The sequence below is a fragment of the Micromonospora deserti genome, from assembly GCF_003236335.1.
Lineage (GTDB): Bacteria > Actinomycetota > Actinomycetes > Mycobacteriales > Micromonosporaceae > Micromonospora > Micromonospora deserti.
Genome location: NZ_POUB01000133.1, coordinates 1 through 16,561 on the forward strand (window position 1 = coordinate 1; position 16,561 = coordinate 16,561).

19 protein-coding genes are annotated in these 16,561 nt (G+C 75.8%); 5 read left to right on the top strand and 14 right to left on the bottom strand.

Annotated elements, in window-relative coordinates; all coding sequences use genetic code 11:
* Window positions 1–43: 43 nt before the first annotated feature.
* The gene (gene hisC / locus C1I99_RS18680) at window positions 44–1,147 is read left to right on the top strand and encodes a histidinol-phosphate transaminase (protein ID WP_111135506.1); all 1,104 of its coding nucleotides are present in this window, start codon (window positions 44–46) and stop codon (window positions 1,145–1,147) included.
* 64 nt (window positions 1,148–1,211) lie between these two features.
* On the opposite strand, the gene C1I99_RS32820 is transcribed toward hisC, so the two are convergent.
* The 6 genes from C1I99_RS32820 to C1I99_RS18705 form a co-directional block, all read right to left on the bottom strand.
* Window positions 1,212–1,385, bottom strand: a complete 174-nt coding sequence (locus tag C1I99_RS32820; protein ID WP_158554080.1) for a hypothetical protein — start codon at window positions 1,383–1,385, stop codon at window positions 1,212–1,214.
* 57 nt (window positions 1,386–1,442) lie between these two features.
* Window positions 1,443–2,696 carry an outer membrane protein assembly factor BamB family protein gene (locus tag C1I99_RS18685; RefSeq protein WP_111135507.1) on the bottom strand — a complete coding sequence of 418 codons (1,254 nt, stop codon included), beginning with the start codon at window positions 2,694–2,696 and terminating at the stop codon, window positions 1,443–1,445.
* 137 nt (window positions 2,697–2,833) lie between these two features.
* Entirely contained in the window at window positions 2,834–3,313 is a 480-nt protein-coding gene (locus C1I99_RS18690; protein ID WP_111135508.1) for an SRPBCC family protein, read from the bottom strand.
* 109 nt (window positions 3,314–3,422) lie between these two features.
* Window positions 3,423–3,632 carry a DUF397 domain-containing protein gene (locus C1I99_RS18695; protein WP_111135509.1) on the bottom strand — a complete coding sequence of 70 codons (210 nt, stop codon included), beginning with the start codon at window positions 3,630–3,632 and terminating at the stop codon, window positions 3,423–3,425.
* A 165-nt stretch (window positions 3,633–3,797) separates the two neighbouring features.
* The gene (gene fahA / locus C1I99_RS18700) at window positions 3,798–4,997 is read right to left on the bottom strand and encodes a fumarylacetoacetase (protein ID WP_111135510.1); all 1,200 of its coding nucleotides are present in this window, start codon (window positions 4,995–4,997) and stop codon (window positions 3,798–3,800) included.
* Window positions 4,994–5,878 carry a hypothetical protein gene (locus C1I99_RS18705; RefSeq protein ID WP_111135511.1) on the bottom strand — a complete coding sequence of 295 codons (885 nt, stop codon included), beginning with the start codon at window positions 5,876–5,878 and terminating at the stop codon, window positions 4,994–4,996. Before C1I99_RS18705 ends, fahA begins: the two co-directional genes overlap by 4 nt.
* Window positions 5,879–5,974: 96 nt before the next feature.
* Here C1I99_RS18705 and C1I99_RS18710 point away from each other — a divergent pair, with 96 nt between their 5' ends.
* Window positions 5,975–7,141, top strand: coding sequence for a homogentisate 1,2-dioxygenase (locus C1I99_RS18710; protein ID WP_111135512.1), 1,167 nt, complete (start codon window positions 5,975–5,977; stop codon window positions 7,139–7,141).
* 28 nt (window positions 7,142–7,169) lie between these two features.
* Here C1I99_RS18710 and C1I99_RS18715 read toward each other — a convergent pair whose 3' ends face one another.
* Genes C1I99_RS18715 through C1I99_RS18730 form a run of 4 tightly spaced genes read right to left on the bottom strand, consistent with a single transcriptional unit; the run spans window position 7,170 to window position 9,950 of the window.
* Window positions 7,170–8,198, bottom strand: a complete 1,029-nt coding sequence (locus tag C1I99_RS18715) for a tetratricopeptide repeat protein (protein ID WP_111135513.1) — start codon at window positions 8,196–8,198, stop codon at window positions 7,170–7,172.
* A gap of 10 nt (window positions 8,199–8,208) precedes the next feature.
* Window positions 8,209–8,691, bottom strand: coding sequence for a 2-C-methyl-D-erythritol 2,4-cyclodiphosphate synthase (ispF, locus tag C1I99_RS18720; RefSeq protein WP_111135514.1), 483 nt, complete (start codon window positions 8,689–8,691; stop codon window positions 8,209–8,211).
* Window positions 8,692–8,707: 16 nt separating this feature from the next.
* Window positions 8,708–9,406, bottom strand: a complete 699-nt coding sequence (gene ispD / locus C1I99_RS18725) for a 2-C-methyl-D-erythritol 4-phosphate cytidylyltransferase (protein ID WP_111135515.1) — start codon at window positions 9,404–9,406, stop codon at window positions 8,708–8,710.
* Window positions 9,407–9,464: 58 nt separating this feature from the next.
* Window positions 9,465–9,950, bottom strand: coding sequence for a CarD family transcriptional regulator (locus C1I99_RS18730; RefSeq protein ID WP_007073334.1), 486 nt, complete (start codon window positions 9,948–9,950; stop codon window positions 9,465–9,467).
* A 328-nt stretch (window positions 9,951–10,278) separates the two neighbouring features.
* Between C1I99_RS18730 and C1I99_RS18735 the strand changes: the two genes are divergently transcribed.
* Window positions 10,279–10,962, top strand: coding sequence for a hypothetical protein (locus C1I99_RS18735; protein ID WP_111135516.1), 684 nt, complete (start codon window positions 10,279–10,281; stop codon window positions 10,960–10,962).
* 106 nt (window positions 10,963–11,068) lie between these two features.
* Here the strand turns inward: C1I99_RS18735 and C1I99_RS18740 are convergent, their stop codons facing one another.
* The 4 genes from C1I99_RS18740 to C1I99_RS18755 all read right to left on the bottom strand — a co-directional run bounded on the left by C1I99_RS18740 (window position 11,069) and on the right by C1I99_RS18755 (window position 14,864).
* A complete protein-coding gene (locus tag C1I99_RS18740; RefSeq protein ID WP_111135517.1) occupies window positions 11,069–11,749 on the bottom strand; it encodes a hypothetical protein in 681 nt (226 codons plus the stop codon).
* 33 nt (window positions 11,750–11,782) lie between these two features.
* Entirely contained in the window at window positions 11,783–12,841 is a 1,059-nt protein-coding gene (locus C1I99_RS18745; protein WP_199562246.1) for a type III polyketide synthase, read from the bottom strand.
* Window positions 12,842–12,905: 64 nt separating this feature from the next.
* A complete protein-coding gene (locus C1I99_RS18750; RefSeq protein WP_111135518.1) occupies window positions 12,906–14,075 on the bottom strand; it encodes an acyl-CoA dehydrogenase family protein in 1,170 nt (389 codons plus the stop codon).
* Between the two features lie 45 nt (window positions 14,076–14,120).
* The gene (locus C1I99_RS18755; RefSeq protein WP_111135519.1) at window positions 14,121–14,864 is read right to left on the bottom strand and encodes a methyltransferase domain-containing protein; all 744 of its coding nucleotides are present in this window, start codon (window positions 14,862–14,864) and stop codon (window positions 14,121–14,123) included.
* Between the two features lie 45 nt (window positions 14,865–14,909).
* On the opposite strand from C1I99_RS18755, the gene C1I99_RS18760 reads away from it, so the two are divergent.
* Together C1I99_RS18760 and C1I99_RS18765 are read left to right on the top strand one after the other, a co-directional pair.
* Window positions 14,910–15,749, top strand: coding sequence for a UbiA family prenyltransferase (locus tag C1I99_RS18760; RefSeq protein ID WP_111135520.1), 840 nt, complete (start codon window positions 14,910–14,912; stop codon window positions 15,747–15,749).
* A 138-nt stretch (window positions 15,750–15,887) separates the two neighbouring features.
* Window positions 15,888–16,561: hypothetical protein (locus C1I99_RS18765; RefSeq protein WP_111135521.1), on the top strand; the 674-nt coding region annotated here is incomplete at its 3' end.

The following is a 16,561-nucleotide window of genomic DNA, read 5'->3' on the forward strand; positions in this document are numbered from 1 at the left end:
GCACCGCCCCGAACGACCGCACCAACCCCCCGGGAGACACCCCATGACCGACACCGGACGTCACCAGCCGGCGCTGCGGCTGACCCGCGCCGACCTGGACGCGCTACCCAACTACGTACCCGGCCGCAGTCCGGCCGACCTGGCCCGCGAGCTGGGGCTGCCCGAGGCGATCAAGCTGGCCAGCAACGAGGTGCCGTACGGCCCGCTGCCCGGCGTGGTGGAGGCGGTCGCCGAGGCCGCCGCCGGGGTGCACCGCTACCCGGACATGGGCGTGGTGGCGCTGCGCGAGGCGCTGGCGCAGCGGTACGGCGTGGCCGCCGACCGGATCGCCACCGGCTGCGGGTCGGTGGCGCTGGCCGAGCACCTGGTCCGGGCCACCTGCCTGCCCGGCGACGAGTTGCTCTATGCGTGGCGCTCGTTCGAGGCGTACCCGATCATCGCGGCGACCAGCGGCGCGACCAGCGTTCGGGTGCCCAACGACGCCGGGCACGGGCACGACCTGCCGGCGATGGCCGCGGCCGTGACCGACCGGACGAGGATGATCCTGGTCTGTAACCCGAACAACCCCACCGGCACCGCGGTGCGCCGGGCCGAGCTGGACCGCTTCCTGGACGCGGTGCCCGAGGACGTGCTGGTCGTCATCGACGAGGCGTACCGGGAGTTCGTCACCGACCCGGAGGTGCCGGACGGGCTGACCTACCTGGACCGGCCGAACGTGGCCGTGCTGCGGACCCTGTCCAAGGCGTGGGGGCTGGCCGGCCTGCGGGTCGGCTTCCTGGTCGCCCAGCCGGAGGTGGCCGCGGCGGTACGGAAGGTGGTCACTCCCTTCTCCACCAGCATGGCCGCCCAGGCCGGCGCCCTGGCCGCGCTGGCCCAGGCCGACGAGGTGGAGCGGCGCTGCGCGATGGTCGTCGCCGAGCGCGACAGGGTCACCGAGGCGCTGCGCAAGCTCGTCCCGGCCGTGCCGGACAGCCAGGCGAACTTCGTCTGGCTGCCGCTGGGCGACCGCGCGGTGGACTTCGGCCGGGCCTGCGAGGCGCGCGGGGTGATCGTGCGGCCGTTCGCCGGCGACGGGGTCCGGGTCACCATCGGCACGCCGGCCGAGAACGACGCCTTCCTGGTCGCGGCGGAGCCGGCGCTCGGCTGAGCACCGCCTCGGCGAACGGGCCCGGTCCGGTCCGCCATCCCCGAGCGGACCGGACCGGGACGGCTCAGCCGGCCGGCAGCGGCTCGAATCCGGGGCCCAGGTCGGCGGCCGCCGGCGCCGTGATGTCGGCCCCCTCGGTGACGGCCAGCCGGACCGTGCGGGACGCCGGCGCGGCGTCCGCCGGTGATGCGGTGAGCAGGATCAGGATCGCGCCCATCAGGGCAGCCACGAGACGCACAGTGGGACTATAAGTAACTTATGTCCGTTTTGTCGAAGAGGTGGGGGCCCCGGCGCGTCACGTCCGGGCCACCACCACCGGCTCGGACGTGAAGAAGTAGCGCTGGTCGTCGCCGTCCGGGTCGACCGGCCGGCGCAGCCGCTCGACCGCCACCCAGCCGTCCGCCGCGTACGCCGCCCCGGGTGCCCAGCCGGTGCCGTCCGAGCCGGCCGACAGGGTGAACCAGGACCGCTGCGCCCCGGTCGCCGCGTCCAGGGTGACCAGGTCCTTCGCCTCGGTCAGCAGGTGCACCCGGCCGGGCTGGACCGCGAGCAGCCGCCCCGGCGGCAGGTCGTCGCGCCGCCACAGCTCGGCACCGGTGCGCGCCGAGCGGCCCACCAGGACCCCGTCGACCACCGCGACCGCCACCTCGCCGGCCAGCGCCGCGTCCGGCCGGTCCAGAGCGGGGGCGGCGGTCGGCCCGCCGACGCCGAGCAGCCAGCCCCGGACCGCGTCGTCGGCCGGCCCGACGGTCCGCAACGCGGCGCACCCGGAGCGGCCGCTCAGGCAGCCGACCGGGCTCGCCACCAGTTCGTCGCCGACTCCGGGCGGCCGCCAGCGGCTGCCCACCACGCCCGTCCCGGCGTCCCGGAACTCGACCGTGGCGGGTCCGGCGCAGGCATCCACGGTGATCAACTGCCCGGCCGTGGTGGTGCCGACCGCATCCCGGCAGCCCGAGTCGACCGCCGCCCGCCAGAGTTCCCGCCCGGCGGCCAGGTCGACGCCGCGTACCTGCCCGGCGCCGGCGGTCACCACCACCTGCCGGCCGTCGGCGGCTCGGGTCACGAAGAGCCCGCGCGGGTCCCAGACGACCGCCGCGCCGGTGCGCCGGACCGCCCGCTCCCCCACCGGCGCCGGCCCGTCGGCGCGCCAGGCCACCCGGCCGGTACGCGCGTCCAGCGCCACCAGCCGCCCGTCCGACCAGCGGCTGACCACGGTCGTGCCGCTCGCCACCACCCCGTCGAGCGCCGCCGGCCAGCGCCGGTACGACCAGTACGGGGTGGTCCGGTGCCGCCCGTCCACCGGCCGGTCGGCGTACACCTGGCGGTGGCCCGCGTACACCCGCAGCCGGCCGTCGACGATCAGCGGTGCGACGGGGAGCCGGCCGACCACCCCGGCGGCCGGCGTCGGGGCGGCGGGGTACTCCGCCCGGGCGACGGTGCTGACCTCGGCGGGGGCGAGCACCCGGTAGACCGTGGCCGCGACCGCGACGGCGGCGAGCAGCGCCGCGCCGACCAGCACGATCCGCCGCCCGCCCTTCGGGAACCCCATGCGCACCTCCGCCCGGCACCCTACCCAGCGGGGCCCGTCGAGGCCCGGTCAGGTTGCCGCACGGTGACGGCGCACCCACCCGAGGGCGGGGCGTACCGGCCGCCGTGCCGGCGGGCGGGACCGCGTCGAAGACCGGCTCAGGCCGCCTCGGCGGAGCGGGCGGCGGCCGCGGCGGCGAGGTCGGCCAGGTCCCGCCGCAGCGCACCCTCGACGGCCCGTGCGGCCAGCCCGCCGAGCAGCAGCGCGACCATCCGGCCGTACGGCGCGGTCGGCACCGCCTCCTGCGCCACGGTGACGGCGGTGCAGCCCCGGCGTCGCCGCTCGACCTCGCGCAACGTCCAGGTGATCCGGTAGTCGGCCCCGGCCCCGAGCGAGCTGAGCACCAGCCGCCGGGGCGGCTCCGCCTCGATGACGACGAACTCTTCGACCAGCGCCGTGCCGTCGGGCTGCCGGCGGGTCTCCCGCCAGGCCGTGCCGGCGCCGAACGGGCCGGTGGTGAGCGCCTCGACCGGGCCGGTGGCGCCCGGCCGCCCGGCGCGGCGGGTCAGGTCGGTCAGCAGCCGCCAGACGACGCCGGCGCGCGCCTCGACGAACTCCGTGACAACCACCGTCGACATGCCACCTCCCGTGGCGTCGACGGTACGCCGGGTGAGGACGGAGCGGGGCCCCCGGCGCGGAATTTCCACCGCCGGAGACCCCGATCGAGCCCGGCCGGGGCGCGGGGGATCAGGGACGGAACTGGCCGGCCCGGATCGCCCCGACGAAGGCCGCCCATCCCGGTGGGCTGACGGCGAGCGTGGGGCCGCCCTGGTCCTTGGAGTCGCGTACGCCCACCACGCCGAGGACGCCGACCAGGTTGTCCGCGACCTCCACGCAGAGACCCTGGTCGTTGGAGCGGCTGCTGGTACGCCAGACCGCGCCCGCGAGATCGTTCATCGTCGTCACCTTCCTGTCCGGTCGGGACGCCACGCCGCGCCGGGTCCGGACCGGAAGGGGGCGCCGGCCCGGACCCGGCGCGGCACGGCGACGGAATCCGGGACGATCAACGCGGGAAGGGGCGCGCCTCATCGCACCATCTGTGCGACCGGGGCGGCGGGTGGATCAGCGGGCCGGGAGGATGGTGCCGGTCACCTCGCCCAGTGCCACGGTGGTGCCGTCCGGGCCGGGCGCGGTGGCGGTAACGGTGACCGAGTCGCCGTCCTCCAGAAAGCCCCGGGTCTCGCCGCCGGCGAACTTCACCGGCTCCGCCCCGCCCCACGTCAGCTCCAGGAACGAGCCGACCTGGTGCCGTTCCGGCCCGGAGACGGTGCCCGAGGCGTACAGGTCGCCGGTGCGCAGCGAGGCGCCGTTGACGGTGAGGTGGGCCAACTGCTGGGCCGGCGTCCAGTACATGCCGGCGAACGGGGGCTGGCTGACCCGCTCGCCGTTCCACCACACCTCCAGCCGCAGGTCGAGCCCGAGGTGCGGCACGTCCCGCAGGTAGTCGGCGACCGGCGGGTCCTGGTCGGGGGCGGGCACGAAGGCGTCCCCGAGCGCGTCCAGCGGGGTTACCCAGGCGGAGACCGAGGTGGCGAAGGACTTGCCCAGGAACGGGCCGAGCGGCTGGTACTCCCAGGCCTGGATGTCCCGGGCGGACCAGTCGTTGACCAGCACCACGCCGAAGACGTGGTCGGCGAAGTCGTCGACGGGGACCCGGCGGCCCAGCGGGCTGGGTACGCCCACCACGAAGCCGACCTCGGCCTCGATGTCCAGGCGGACCGACGGGCCGGCGACCGGGCCCTGCGGGGTGGCCCGCTGGCCGGTGGGGCGGATTACCGGGGTGCCGGAGACCACCACCGTGCCGGCCCTGCCGTGGTAGCCGATCGGCAGGTGCTTCCAGTTCGGCAGCAGCGGCGGCTGGCCGGGGCGGAAGATCTTCCCGACGTTGGTCGCGTGGTGCTCGGAGGAGTAAAAGTCGACGTAGTCAGCAACCTCGAAGGGCAGCAGCAACCGCACCTGGTCGAGCGGCGCCAGCAGCGGCTGCACCGCCGGCCGGTGCGCGGGGTCGGTGAGCAGCTCGGTCACCCGCCGCCGGACGGCCGTCCACTGGGGACGCCCGAGCGCCATGAACTCGTTCAGGGTGGGCCGGCCGAGCGCGCCGGCGGCCAGCACCAGCCCAGCCGCTTCCGCGCCGGCCAGGTCCAGCACGAAGTCGCCGATCCGTACGCCGATGCGCGGCTCGCGCTCGCCGTGGCGGAACACGCCGTACGGCAGGTTGGTCACCCCGTACGGCGAACCGTCGGCACCCGTCACCCAGGTCATGCGTCGAAGCCCCCGTTCACCAGCCCCAGCCGGCTCAGATCGGTCAGTGGTTCCAGGATGCTGCACGAGCCGAAGCCGATCCACAGCGGACGCGGAGTGTCCAGCCGGTCCTCGATGAGCTGTACCAGCGGGCGCGGGTCGGCGGCGGCGAGCAGCTCGGCGACCGGCGCCACGCCCGCGCCCCCGGCGGCGGCGAGCGTGGCGGCCAGCACGTTGGCGAAGCCGTGGTGGGTGAACCCGGTCTCCGGGTCCAGGTGCCGCACCGCGTGGTGCAGCCCGGCGGTCAGCTTGAACGGCAGGTCCCGGTCCCGGCAGGCGCAGATCACCGCGGCCAGCTCGGCGGGGGTGGGGAAGAGTTCGGCGGCCAGCCCGCCGGTGCGGAACTTCGCCGCCACCGGCACGCCGTCGGCGCGGGCCGCCGCGATCGCGTCCAGCGCGCCCATCAGCCCGAAGGTCAGCGGCAGCTCGGCGAAGACGTCGAGGGTGCCGCCGCCCGGCCCGCCGGCCCGCCCGCTGGCGGGGCGGGCCAGCGCGGTCAGCTCGGTCAGGCCGGGCAGCGGGTCCTCGCCGCGCCTGGCGACCGCCGCCTCGATCTGGCGGACCTGGATCCGCGGATCGACGTCGGCGCGTACCGCCGCCAGGTGCCCGACCGGCACGTCGGCGACGACGCCCACCGCGATCCGCTCGTCGGCGCCGAGCAGGCCGGCGAGCGCCGGCAGCGCCGAGGCGGGGACCAGCAGCGGACCGACCAGGTCCGCGTACCAGGAGGTGCGGTGTCGCCGGTGGGCGGCGACGGCGTCGGGCAGCGTCGCGCTGCCGGGCGGGAAGACGGCGGCGTCGTCGACCAGGCCGTCGAGGAGCGCGGGCGGCTGCGTTGACACGAGACAAGAATGTACGGGACGCTACAAGGAACGGACAACCACGTCCGGTTATCGGACATTGGTTGGTCGGTGCACGGAACAAGTCCGGGAGGCGAGATGCCGTACTACCGCAGCGTCGGCGAGGTGCCGCGCAAGCGCCACACCCAGTTCCGGCAGCCCGACGGGCGCCTCTACGCCGAGGAGCTGATGGGCCAGGAGGGCTTCTCCTCCGACTCGGCCCTGCTCTACCACCGGCACGCGCCCACCGCGATCGTCGCGGCCGAGGAGTTCACCCCGCCCGCGATCACCCGGATGCCCAACCTGCCGCTGAAGCCCCGGCACCTGCGTACCCACAAGCTCGACGGCACCGGGGCCGACCCGCTGCTCGGCCGCCGGTACCTGCTCGCCAACGACGACGTGCGGATCGCCTACGTGCTGGCCGACCAGCCCTCCCCGCTGTTCCGGGACGCCACCGGCGACCACTGCCTCTACGTCGAGTCGGGCACTTTGCGGGTGGAGTCGACGTTCGGCGTGCTCGACGCGGTGGCCGGCGACTACGTCATCATCCCCACCTCGACGGTCCACCGGCTGGTGCCCACCGGCGACGAACCGGCCCGGCTGCTCACCGTCGAGGCGTCCGGCCACATCGGCCCGCCCAAGCGCTACCTGTCCGTACGCGGCCAGTTCCTGGAGCACGCCCCGTACTGCGAGCGGGACGTCCGCGGGCCGGACGCGCCGCTGCTGGTCGACGGCACCGACGTCGAGGTGCTGGTACGGCACCGGCGCGGCTGGACCCGCCACGTCTACGCGAACCACCCGTTCGACGTGGTCGGCTGGGACGGCCACCTGTACCCGTGGGCGTTCTCCATCCACGACTTCGAGCCGATCACCGGCCGGATCCACCAGCCGCCGCCGGTGCACCAGACCTTCCAGGGCCCGAACTTCGTGATCTGCTCGTTCGTGCCCCGCAAGGTCGACTACCACCCGGACGCCATCCCGGTGCCGTACAACCACCACAACGTCGACTCCGACGAGATGCTCTTCTACACCGGCGGCAACTACGAGGCCCGGCGCGGCTCCGGCATCGAGCAGGGCTCGATCTCGCTGCACCCGTCCGGCTTCACCCACGGCCCCCAGCCGGGCGCGGCGGAACGCTCGATCGGGGTGGACTTCTTCGACGAGTTGGCGGTCATGGTCGACACGTTCCGCCCGCTCGACCTCTGCGACGCGGCGACCGCCTGCGAGGACGACGCGTACGCCTGGACCTGGGCGCGCCGCGGCTAGGCGTCGCCGCGTCCGGCGCGACGTCGAGTCACCCGACGGTGCGGGGGAGGACGGCGAGTTCGGCGGCGACGGCGGTGGCGATCGCGAGGACCAGCGGCCACGGGGTGCCGACCAGGGCGTAGAGCAGGATCAGTGCCGGTGCGGCGGCCGCCGCGTAGACCGCCAGGGCCAACGCCCGGTCGGAGCGCAGCAGGCTGGGCAGGATGGTGCGGGTCAGCCCGGGCAGCCTGGCGGCGAAGCGCCAGACCACCAGCGCCCCGCCGAGCGCGGCGAACGCCGCGGCGAACCGGGACAGACCCGCGCTGCCGGGCGCGAGGCAGGCGATCAGCACGGCGGCGATCATCGACCAGCCCGCGCCGTACACCACGAGCTGCCGCAGACCGGCGGAGATCGTACGGCCGGAGTCCACCCGCCCCGGGCTCGTGGCGGCGGCCTCGGCCAAGTGCTCCAGGGCCTCGCTCCAGCGCCGCTGCTCCAGCCGGAGCACGCCGATGTCGTGCCGCGCCTCGGCCAGCTGCGGGTCGAGCCGGAGCGCCTCCCGGTAGGCCCGCTCGGCGAGGTCGAACATCTGCATGTTCGCGGCGACCAGGCCGAGCACCAGATGCGCCTGCGGCTCCTCGGGCGCCAACTCGACCCCGCGCCAGGCCGCGTTGAGCGCCGGCTGCCCGTTGCGCGAGCCGGCCAGGATCGCCGCCGCGCTGCGCTGGGCGTACGCGTCGTCGGGGCCGAGCGCCAGGATCCGGTCGGCGGTACGCGCCGACTCGGCGTACTCCGCCAGGTCGGCCAGGGCCAGGCCGCGGGCGACCAGCGCCGGGACGCTGTCCGGGGCGGCGGCGACGGCGGCGTCGGCGGCGGTCAGCGCCTCGGCGGGGCGGTCCGCGGCGAGGTGCACCCGGGAGAGCATGGCCAGCGCGTCCGGGTTGCCCGGGTCGAGGGCGATCGCGAAGCCGAGTTCGGCGGCGGCCTCGTCGTAGCGGCCCAGCTCGGCGAGGAGCTGGGCTCGCTGCAGGTAGCCGTCGGCGGCCGACCGGTCGGAGGTGGCGTCGCTGGAGGACATCGCGGCGAGCCTAGGCGGCCGGAGCCTCGTACACCAGGGCCACCGCGAGCCCGGCGAGCCCTTCGCCGCGGCCGGTGAAGCCGAGGCCGTCGGTGGTGGCGGCGGAGACCGTGACCGGCGCCCCGACGGCCGCGGAGAGCACCCGCTGGGCCTCCTCGCGGCGCGGCCCGATCTTCGGCCGGTTGCCGATCACCTGCACCGACACGTTGCCGATCGCGAAGCCGGCGGCCCGCACCCGGCGGGCGCTCTCGGTGAGCAGAGCGACGCCGGACGCGCCCGCCCACTCGGGCTGGCCCACCCCGAAGTTGGCGCCGAGGTCGCCGAGACCGGCGGCGGAGAGCAGGGCGTTGCAGGCGGCGTGTGCCACGACGTCGGCGTCCGAGTGCCCGGCCAGGCCGTCCTGGTCGGGCCAGAGCAGGCCGGCGAGCCAGCACGGCCGGCCGGCTTCGAAGGCGTGCACGTCGGTGCCGACGGCCACCCGGGGAACGATCATGCGACGAGGGTACGCGTCAGGCGCCGGCGGCCAGCAGATGCTCGGCGAGCGCGAGGTCGAACGGGCGGGTGACCTTCAGCGCGTACTCCGAGCCGGGCACGCAGACCACCGGGACGCCCTGCTTCTCGACCAGGCCGGCGTCGTCGGTGAGCGGGTCGCCGGCGGCGGCGGAGTGCGCGGCGGTCAGCACCGCCCGGCGGAAGCCCTGCGGGGTCTGCACCACCCGCAGCGCGGTGCGGTCGACGGTGCCGAGGACCACCTCGCCGGCGCCGACCTCCTTCACCGTGTCGACCACCGGGAGCACCGGGATCACCGCGTCGTGGCCGGCGCGGACCGCCGCCGCGACCGACTCCACCAGCTCGGGCGGGGTCAACGCGCGCGCGGCGTCGTGCACGAGCACGATCTCCGGGCCGGCCGGCACCGCCGCGAGGGCGGCGGCCACCGACGCCTGCCGCTCGGCGCCGCCAGGCAGCACGGTCACCGGGGCGACCGGGGCCAGCAGGGCACGAACCGCCTCGACCTCGGCGGGCGGGGCGGCCACCACGATGGTGTGCACGGAGGCGGCGGCGGCGAGCCGGCGGACCGCGTGCACGAGCAGCGGCTCCCCGGCGAGCAGCCGCAGCGCCTTCGGCCGGCCCGGGCCGAGCCGTACCCCGGCACCGGCCGCAGGCACGAGGACCGCGACGTCACCGCGCGGATTGAGCTGCGCGGTCACGTCGCGGTCCTCGGTGGTGTTTCTTCGCTGCGAATCGGGTACGACGATGCTGTGGGGACTAGGCCTCGGTCAGCACCTTGTCGAGCAGCGTCTCCGCCTCGTCCTTGGTGCTCTTCTCGGCCAGCGCGACCTCGCCGACGAGAATGTCGCGGGCCTTGGCGAGCATGCGCTTCTCGCCCGCGGACAACCCCCGCTCCCGCTCCCGGCGCCACAGGTCACGCACGACCTCGGCCACCTTCAGCGGGTTGCCGGAGGCCAGCTTCTCCAAATTCGCCTTGTAACGCCGCGACCAGTTGGTCGGCTCCTCGGTGTGCGGTGCACGGAGCACGTCGAAGACCTTCCCGAGGCCCTCTTCGCCGACCACCTCGCGCACACCCACGATCTCGGCGTTCTCGGCGGGTACCCGGACCGTCAGGTCACCCTGCGCGACCCTCAGGACGAGGTACTGCTTGGGCTCGCCCTTGATGACCCGAGTCTCGATTGCCTCGATGAGTGCGGCCCCGTGGTGGGGGTAAACAACGGTCTCGCCGACACTGAAAACCATAGGTTCGAAACCCCTTTCGCTGTGTCTAGGGTAACACGCTCAGGCACCGATGTCTCACCGCTGTCCTGACCGTTGGCGCAGCTCAGGGGCCCTGTGAGAGGTATTTCTTCGGCTTGACAGGCCGTCAGACCGATGATTCGAACACGCTCCGTAACCTGCGGATGACGGCCCGGTGCGGGTGACGGAAACGTCGAGATCAAGGGCTATGCGCTCGTCCCATGGTATCCCGCCGCACGCTGACGCGCCCAGATGTAGCGGCAGGAGGCCCGGTGCGGGACGCTGGAGTGGAGCCGCTGTCCGGTCACCGAGACGGTTCCAGGGGGGTCCGATGGGCAAGCCCGACGCAGACGGACCCGGACTGCCCGACCTGCCCCCGGAGTGGGGCCGGGTGGTCGTGCCGGACGACGCCTCCGCGCTGGCCGCCGAGGCCGAACAGGTCCGCCGCGAGCTGCGCCGGGGCGGCCGGGCGAGCGGCCGCCAGCCCACGCTGGCCCTCCCCCTGCTGGTGCTGCTGGTGGCGGTGCTCACCACCCTCGCCGGCCTGGTCGCGGTCAGCTGGCCCCGGTCGAGCCGAACCTACGTGCCCGCCACCCCGGCCCCGTACGCCCCGCCGGCCGGGCTCACCGGCCGCTCGCTGCCGGCGCTGGACCTGGTCGACGCCGGGCAGTCCCCGGTGCCGCTGCGCGGCCTGCTGCCGGCGATGATCATCCTGGTCGACGGGTGCGCCTGCCCGAGCCAGGTGGCCGAGGCGGCCACCGCCGCGCCGACGGGGGTGACCCTGATCACCGTCGCCGGCGACCGGGCCGTCGCGGCCCCGCCGGCGCCCGGCGCGGCGGCGGTACGACCGCTCGCCGACCCGGCCGGCGGCCTGCGCGCGTTCCTGCACCTGCCAGCCCGGCCCGGCTCCGCCACCGCGCTACTGGTGGACCGCTCCGGGGTGCTGGTGAAGGTGGTGCCGGAGATCCGCTCGGCCGAGGACTACCGGGCCGACCTGGCCCGCCTCGGCAGCTGACCCGACCGCCTCGCCCGGTCGCCCGGCCGGCCAGTGCCCCGGGCACCGCCCGCGCGACGCTTGATCGACCGGTGCCCGCGGCACTGCGCGGGCCGGGACGGTGGCGTCAGGGCAGGGCGACCAGCTGCGCCTCGACCCGGACCGGCTCGGCGCCGGCGGTCGAGAGGCCCACCTCGACGGGCCGGCCCACCCCGGTCACCTCGGTGCTGGTGACGGACCCGTCGCAGCCACTGGTCAACGGGGCGGCGGACCGGCCGCCGACGATCACGACCAGCAGCTCGCCGGGGCCCCAGCAGCGGTACTGGAGCAGGTAGCGGGCGCCGTACCCGCCGCCGGCCTGCCGGAAGACCCCGTCCTGGGCGGTGAGCGTGGCCCGCTCCCGCCAGATCGTGTCGGCGAAGCTGTCAAGCCCGCCCCGCCGGCCGCCGGCCGCCTCGCCGCCGGTACCCGGGTCGATCCGGACACGGTCGCGCGGGTCCACCCGGAACGCGGCGCCGGTCCGCGGGTCGACCCGGAAGCTGGCGCCCCGCGCGGAGCTGCCCGGCACGAAGCCGTCACCGGTCTGCGGCGCGGCGCTCGGCGCCCCCGCCACCGGGCCGGTGGCCGGCGCGTTCGCCTGCCACCACCATCCGCCTGCGGCCACCGCGACCAGCGCCACCACGCCGAGCAACCCACCGGCCAGGCGGTCACCGGCGGGCGGCCCCTCCGCGCCGGTCGGCGTCTGATCCGCCCTGACCCGCGGCTCGCCCGCCCCGGCGGGCCCTGGGTGCGCCCACTCGCCGTTCATGAGCCGAGGGTAGCCGCGCGGCGGCCGGCCCGGTCAGTCCTGCCGCTCCAGCAGCGCGGCGTAGAGGGTCAGGCCGGGACCGAACGCCAGCATCACCACCCGCCGTGGCGGCACCGCGGCCTGGTGCAGCCGGTCCAGGATCAGCAGCACCGTCGGCGAGGAACAGTTGCCGTGCTCGTCCAGCGTGGCCCGGGACGCCGCCAGGCCCTCCGGCGGCAGGGCCAGCTCGCGCTCGACCACGTTGAGGATGCGCGGCCCGCCCGGGTGCACCGCCCAGCCGTCCACACCGGACACCGCGGCGCCGTGCCGGGCAAGCAGGTCGTCGACCAGCCCCCGGACGTGGGTGGAGAGCACCTGCGGCACCTTCGGTGACAGCCCCATCCGGAAACCGGTGTCGGTGACGTCCCAGGTCATGTGGTCGGCGGTCGAGGTGTCCGTCACCGAGGTGACCTCGCGCAGCGCGTATCCCCGGCCGTCGGGGACGACCACGGCGGCGACCGCGGCGTCGGAGAAGAGCGCGTGGGAGACGATCTGCTGGGTGTCCACCCGGGCGGTGGAGGGCTGGATGTGCAGGCTGGTCAGCTCCGCGCAGAGCAGCAGCGCCGGCCGGCCGCGGGCGGTCACGAAGTCGCTCGCCGCGCCCAGCCCCGGCAGGGCCGCGTAGCAGCCCATGTGGCCGACGAACATCCGCTGGGTGCCCGGCGCCATGCCCAGGTCGCGGGCGAGCAGGATGTCCAGCCCGGGGGTGGCGTACCCGGTGCACGAGCACACGACGAAGAGCCCGACGTCCCCGGCGGCCAGGCCGGCCGCGGTCAACGCCCGGCCCACCGCCTCCTTGCCCAGCGGCAGCGCCTCGACCTGGTAGCGGCGCATCCGCCGTTCGGTGGGCCAGTCGGAGACGTCCTCCAGCAGCGGGTTCACCGCCGCCTGGCGGCGGGTGACACCGGAGTTGGCGAAGATCCGCTGGGCCAGCGCCCGGATGGTGCCGGGGAAGTGCCGCGCGAAGTAACCCTCCCAGAGCTCGTCCTGCGCGGCCGACGGCGGATGCGCCGTCCCCAGCCCCGCGATCACCGGTACGGCCACGATCCCCACCTCTCGTCCGGCCTTGCACACGCGGCGACCCTCCCCGCCCCGGAACGGGTCGCCGTCACCCCTCTCACCAACGAGGGGCCGAACCGTCATGGTCCGGGTCGCCGCCCAACGCCGCGATGCCGAGCCAGTCCGCGCAGACGTCGGAGGTCGCCGGGTGCAGGGAACCGCAGCGGGCGTCCCGATAGAGCCGCTCCAGTGGATGGCCCCGGCGGGTGGCCGACGTGCCAGCCGCCTCCAGCATGGACGCCGCCACATCAGCGGCGGTGGTGCCGGCCAGCAGCTTGGCCCGCCACACCCAGCGGTTGGTCTCCGCGTCGCCGGGCGCCTCGTCCACCCGCCGGGCCGCCTCGGCCACCACCAGGTCGGCCGCCGCCACCGCCGCGTCGGCCCGACCGAGCCGGGCCCGGACCGCGGGCAGGCCGGCGAGGTTACGGGCGTTCAGGTGCTCGGCCGCCGCGTCGACCGCCGCCCGGGCCACCCCGACGTAGACCGCGGCGTAGCTGGCCACCAGCCAGTGCGGCATCAACTGAGCGACCACCAGCGCCAGGCCCTCCACCCCGCCGAGCAGCCGGTCGGCCGGCACGGTGACGTCCAGGTGCAGGTCGTGGGAGGCGGTGGCGCGCATGCCGAGCGAGTCCCAGGTGGGCTCGACGATCAGCCCGGCCGGCCCGGCCGGGACCAGGAACTGGGACACCACCGACTGGTCGACGGCGCTGCGCGCGGCCACCAGGTAGCCGTCGGCGTGCCCGGCCCCGGAGCAGAAGGTCTTGCTGCCCTTGAGGTGGTAACCGCCGTCGACCGGCTCGTAGACGGTGGTCAGCTGGGACAGCCGGGCGCCCGCCCCACGCTCGCTCATCGCCACCGCGTACCAGGAGCCCTGGGCCGCCGCCCGGAGTAGCCGGTCCCGGGCGGCCAGCGCCTCGTCCGGCACGCCGAGCGCCTCGGCCAGTTCCTCGGTGACCGCGCCGAGCGCGCCGGTGACCGAGGCGTGCATGTTGAACACCAGGGCGCTCGCGCCGTTGCCCCGGGCGAGCTCGGTGGCGACCGCGGCGTACTCGGCGAAGGTTGCGCCCATCCCGCCCAGCTCGCGGGGGACCATCAGGCCGAAGAGACCGGCCTCCCGCAGGTCGTGGAAGTCCTCCACCGGGAACGAGCCGTCCCGGTCGTGGTCGGCCGCGCGGGCCGCCAGGCGCGGCGCCAACCGGCGGGCCGCCTCCAGCGCGTGCACCGTCATACTCGCCCCCTTCTCGCCCGCTCCCTTACCCCCGCACCGGCCGGACTATCCGCTGCGGACGCCACGCCCCTGGTAGAGCACCGCGGTCGACCAGGTCGGCACGATCCGGGGCGCCGGGCCCGTCCCCACGGAACGGTCGCCGGTACGCAGCCGGCGGGCCAGCCAGCCGACCAGGCCGGGTACGCCCGGCCGGATCCCGCGCAGTCGCAGCTCGACACCGTGCCCGGCGCACTCGGCGACCAGGGCCCGGGCGTCCACGAACAACCGTGGATCGTGGATGCCCCGGGGCACGGTGGGCAGCCGCTCGGCGATCCGCACGGCGAGCAGCCGGCTCAACGCGGTGTCGTTCAGCGTGTCCAGCACGAACAGGCCACCCGGACGGAGCAGCCGGCACGCCTCGGCCACCGCGCGCCGCCAGTCGGGCACGTGTTCCAGGATCTCCCCCGCCGCGACCACGTCGGCGCAGCCGTCGGCGAGCGGCACGGCGGTGGCGTCGCCGTTGACGGCGGTCACCCCGTGCGCGGCGGCCTGGCGCAGCGCCGACCGGGTCAGGTCCACGCCGACGTGCCGGTAGCCCTTGCCGGCCAAATGGGGGGCGAGCAGGCCGGCGCCGCAGCCGATGTCGACCAGGAGCGCGTCGGGCCGGGTCGCCGGCGGCACCAGCGCCGCCCGGGCCTCGGCGAGCCAGTGCAGCATGGCGAACGCGCCGTCCGGCCGCCACCACTCACCGGCCAGGTCGTCGTACTGGCGCGGATCGTTGCGCGGCAGGGTCCGGCCCGCGTCTCGCATGGACCGAGCGTGGCACGACTGACCGGTAACGACCAGACTTCCCTCATGTCGTCAACGGTGCTAGGGCTGGTCCGGGCGAGCCACCCCGAGCCGGCCGCCGCCGTCACCACGGTCGCCGGGCTGCTGGCCTGGGGGGCCGGGCACCGGCCGGCCGGCGTCGCCGCCGTGGTGCTCACCGTGCTGGCCAGTCAGCTCGCCGTGGGCTGGGCCAACGACGCGCTCGACGCCGGCCGGGACGCCACGGTGGGGCGTACCGGCAAACCGGTGGCCACCGGCGCGGTGAGCCGGCGCGCCGCGGCGCTGGCTGCCGCGGCGGCCGCGCTGGCCACCCCGGCGCTGGCGCTGACGACGAGCCGTCCGGCGGCGCTCTGCGCCACCGTCGGGCTGGTCTCCGCGCTGCTCTACGACTGGCCGCTGAAGTCGACCCCGGTGTCGGTGCTGCCGTACGCGGTCTCGTTCGGGTCGCTGCCCGCCTTCGTGGTGCTGGCGCTGCCGGGCGCGCCGGCGCCCCCGGTCTGGCTGGTCGCCGCCGCGGCCTGCCTGGGCGCCGGGGCACACTTCGCCAACGTCCTGCCCGACCTGGCCGACGACGCCCGGACCGGGGTACGCGGCCTGCCGCACCGGCTCGGGGCGGCCGGCAGCCGGGTCGCCGCCGCCGGGCTGCTGCTCGCCGCGACCGCCGCCCTGGTCCTCGGACCGCCCGGCCCGCCGTCGGGGGTCGGCCTCGCCGCGGTCGCGGCCGCCGTCGTGGTGCCGCCGCTCAGCTGGTACGGCGGGCGCTCCGCGGTCCGGGCCGGGCGGCGGCCGGTGGCCGCGTTCCGGGCCGTGATGCTGGTGGCCCTCATCGACGTGATCCTGCTGGTCGCGAATGGTCGGGTGATCTGAGGACCACCCCCGGAGGTGGCATCCCCGGGTCGGCGTGCGGGCCCCGATCAGCCCCAACTACCCTGGAGCGCGGTCTGCGCGGGCATGGCCACCATGCCCGGCGTGTGACCGGGTGGGATCGTGACGAGGAGGACCGACGTGACGCGCTCGATCAGGGGTTCCCGGCGGGCGGCCCTGCTGCTGACCGGGATGGCGGCGACGACCGGGCTGCTGCTGTCCGGCTGCGGCGCCGGCCAGGTCTCCGAGACCGCCAACAAGGTGCCGTCGGTCCAGGGCGTCAACATCCAGACGAGCAATGGCGAGTTCGCCGTCCGCGGCCTGCTGGTCGAGTTCCCCGGCGTCGACGGCTACCAGGCGGGCGCCGACGCCGTCCTCAACGCGGTTATCTACAACGACTCGCCGAACCCGGTGACCGTCACCGTGACCAGCGACGACGCCCGCGACGTCGTGATCAGCGGCGCCGGCGCGACGGCCAGCCCGACCGCCTCGCCGGGCGAGCCGGCCTCGCCCACCCCGCCGGCCACCGGCACCGCCTCGCCCAGCCCGTCGGAGTCGGAGCCGGCCAGCCCCTCGGCGACCGGCTCGCCGAGCCCGTCGGCCCCAGAGAGCCCCGCGCCGGCCGGCCAGCCGGCCCGGATCGAGATCCCGCCGCTGAGCTACGTGCAGCTCAACACCGAGGCCGAGCGGGTGCTCCGGCTCATCGGCCTGGACGAGGCGCTGCGCTCCGGGCAGAACGTCTTCGTCACCTTCGACTTCGGCAACGGCAACACCATCACCGGCCCGGCGCCGGTCGCCGTGCCGCTCACCCCGCC

What these genes read in the sequence shown, in the direction of transcription:
- hisC (WP_111135506.1), top strand. Translation starts at nt 44, where the DNA reads ATGACCGACACCGGACGTCACCAGCCGGCGCTGCGGCTGACCCGCGCC.
- C1I99_RS18685 (WP_111135507.1), bottom strand. Translation starts at nt 2,696, where the DNA reads ATGGGGTTCCCGAAGGGCGGGCGGCGGATCGTGCTGGTCGGCGCGGCG.
- C1I99_RS18690 (WP_111135508.1), bottom strand. Translation starts at nt 3,313, where the DNA reads ATGTCGACGGTGGTTGTCACGGAGTTCGTCGAGGCGCGCGCCGGCGTC.
- C1I99_RS18695 (WP_111135509.1), bottom strand. Translation starts at nt 3,632, where the DNA reads ATGAACGATCTCGCGGGCGCGGTCTGGCGTACCAGCAGCCGCTCCAAC.
- fahA (WP_111135510.1), bottom strand. Translation starts at nt 4,997, where the DNA reads ATGACCTGGGTGACGGGTGCCGACGGTTCGCCGTACGGGGTGACCAAC.
- C1I99_RS18710 (WP_111135512.1), top strand. Translation starts at nt 5,975, where the DNA reads ATGCCGTACTACCGCAGCGTCGGCGAGGTGCCGCGCAAGCGCCACACC.
- C1I99_RS18715 (WP_111135513.1), bottom strand. Translation starts at nt 8,198, where the DNA reads ATGTCCTCCAGCGACGCCACCTCCGACCGGTCGGCCGCCGACGGCTAC.
- ispF (WP_111135514.1), bottom strand. Translation starts at nt 8,691, where the DNA reads ATGATCGTTCCCCGGGTGGCCGTCGGCACCGACGTGCACGCCTTCGAA.
- C1I99_RS18730 (WP_007073334.1), bottom strand. Translation starts at nt 9,950, where the DNA reads ATGGTTTTCAGTGTCGGCGAGACCGTTGTTTACCCCCACCACGGGGCC.
- C1I99_RS18735 (WP_111135516.1), top strand. Translation starts at nt 10,279, where the DNA reads ATGGGCAAGCCCGACGCAGACGGACCCGGACTGCCCGACCTGCCCCCG.
- C1I99_RS18740 (WP_111135517.1), bottom strand. Translation starts at nt 11,749, where the DNA reads ATGAACGGCGAGTGGGCGCACCCAGGGCCCGCCGGGGCGGGCGAGCCG.
- C1I99_RS18750 (WP_111135518.1), bottom strand. Translation starts at nt 14,075, where the DNA reads ATGACGGTGCACGCGCTGGAGGCGGCCCGCCGGTTGGCGCCGCGCCTG.
- C1I99_RS18755 (WP_111135519.1), bottom strand. Translation starts at nt 14,864, where the DNA reads ATGCGAGACGCGGGCCGGACCCTGCCGCGCAACGATCCGCGCCAGTAC.
- C1I99_RS18760 (WP_111135520.1), top strand. Translation starts at nt 14,910, where the DNA reads ATGTCGTCAACGGTGCTAGGGCTGGTCCGGGCGAGCCACCCCGAGCCG.